Raw genomic sequence first — 2,096 nt, forward strand, 5'->3', positions numbered from 1 at the left:
CCCCCCAAAATTGGCTTGCTCGGGGGGCAAAATCATACCCTAATTCAGCAACGCCGTTATTTTAAGTTAGCTAATTTTTAGAAAATTTTTCAACTTATAAGTCATCTCTTATGAACGAAAACAATTTTATCGAAGTCAATGGTGTTCGCTTTGAAACCATTGTACCCAAACGAGTATTAACTCTGCCTAAAAAAAACCTAATTCAAAAACTTTCGGACATAAGAAAACATCTATCAACACGACCTTTACATCCGTCCCCAGGATATCCAGTGGAGATAGGAATTAGGATTACTAATAATAGCGATCGCCCTCTTTACTTTAGTTTTTCTTTTGCATTATTTCCTGAGATTATTAGGGCTAAAGATGGTGCAATTGTACCATTTGATATAGGCTGGTTGAGCCCCCTTGCACCACTAAAATCTGATTTTCTTTTAGCTATACCGGGAGAAAGTATCAGCTTTTTTCTTGATGCCAAAATATGTTGGCTTTGTGGTAAAAACTATGGTTTGACTACCTCATTTAGAGGTGAGAGATTACTTATTCAACCTCTCCATTCAGAACGGTATAAACTGCGGTTGATATATGAAAATCAGAAAGATACTGCAGAATGCTATGACTTTCTTAACAAACAAACTCAAGTAATAGAAGGATTGTGGACGGGTCAAGTATTAACTCCATTTGTAGATATTTATTTAGTTCCTAATTAAGATTAATTTAGAATGACAACTGCGTGTAAACTCATGAACAGGTTAACCTAAATGAAACCAGCAGAACTTTTTGACAATAATAATGAAGCAAATAGCGTACTCTTAGAAATATGGGAACCAAATTTAATAGTATTACCCATTCCAGAAAAAACGCCACGGGCAAATATTTCTTTTCAATTATGGCTGAAGTTGACTAATCAGACATTAAAACCTTGGAAAATTCATCCCGATCCAATCATTACTCCAGAACTAATAGCATCCGATGGTAAAGTTTTGGCAAAAAAATTAACCTCCCAAAATAGGGAAATCTATGCAGAAGATAACATACCTTATCGAAGAGATAACTTAGTCAATAAAGTAGTCGATTTCATGTCAAATTTAATTGATTATCTTGCCAGAAGAAATATTTCGTGGTTGAATCCCAAAACAGCAATATCCATCCCCATTGCTGCTAAAATTTATTGGGAAAAAGATTTACTACAGTTACACTTGTTAATTAACACCTCGTTTTTTGATGCACTAAAACCGGAAAATTATCAACTCAGATTTATATATGAATCTAGCAATCAAACAAAACTTAAGCCTGTAAAGTTTCCTTTCCAGACGATAAATAAAAAAACAATAAAAGGCGATCGCTTAACAACTTCTTTTGTAAGTCTACGCTTGGTTGAACTCGCCAAACCAAATGATAAAGAAATAGAAGTAGATGGTATCCGCTTTGAAACTATACTGCCAGAAACAGTATTAACCTTACCAGAGAAAAAATCTGGTGTAGAAACATCAGTAAAAATTGGTATTCGGATTACAAATAACAGTAATACTGACTTTTATTTTAATTTTTACGGCACACTAATTCCTCAACTTATCACCCCAAATTGGCAAATAATCAAGGAGTATTACACCAGCAATTTTTTGAAAAGTAGATTAGTATCCGATCTGCTTTTAGCAGTAGCAGGAAAAAGTATTACTTTCTTTCCTAATGCCCAATTATTGTGGAAAAAAAATGACCAATTTCTACTCAAAATAGCTGCTGGAGATGGAGGGTCTTGGATTTTTGACAATCTCAAAGCAGGTAGATATTTGCTGCAATTAACATATAAAAATAAATCTGCACAAACAACAGTATATGACCGGATTACAAAAAAGGGAATATCATTCAAAAAGCTTTGGAGACGAATGGTGTTAGTACCACTTGTAGAATTAGATTTAGAAATCTAGTCATTTTAAGTCAACTAATTTTTGGAATTTTTTTAAGCTTATAGGTCCTCTCTATAGTAACTAAAAACATTCCCTTGAAAAAATATTCACTAATTTGGTTTGCAACCAGTTTTCTGATTATGATCGCAAATAAATCGGTAAAACTAGAGAGGAAATACAGATGTTTAGAGA

General features: G+C 33.5%; 2 protein-coding genes. Both read left to right on the top strand.

Features of this window, described 5'->3' with window-relative positions; translation table 11 throughout:
- The first annotated feature begins 110 nt into the window (after positions 1–110).
- Complete coding sequence (locus AC3DU7_RS32155) at positions 111–707, top strand: hypothetical protein (protein WP_488043288.1); 597 nt, start codon at positions 111–113, stop codon at positions 705–707.
- A gap of 51 nt (positions 708–758) precedes the next feature.
- Entirely contained in the window at positions 759–1,925 is a 1,167-nt protein-coding gene (locus AC3DU7_RS32160; RefSeq protein ID WP_488043289.1) for a hypothetical protein, read from the top strand.
- Positions 1,926–2,096: the final 171 nt, after the last annotated feature.

The organism is Okeania sp., from assembly GCF_983059655.1.

Excerpts from the sequence above, each read along its gene's own strand:
- AC3DU7_RS32155 (WP_488043288.1), top strand. The coding sequence starts at position 111 with ATGAACGAAAACAATTTTATCGAAGTCAATGGTGTTCGCTTTGAAACC.
- AC3DU7_RS32160 (WP_488043289.1), top strand. The coding sequence starts at position 759 with ATGAAACCAGCAGAACTTTTTGACAATAATAATGAAGCAAATAGCGTA.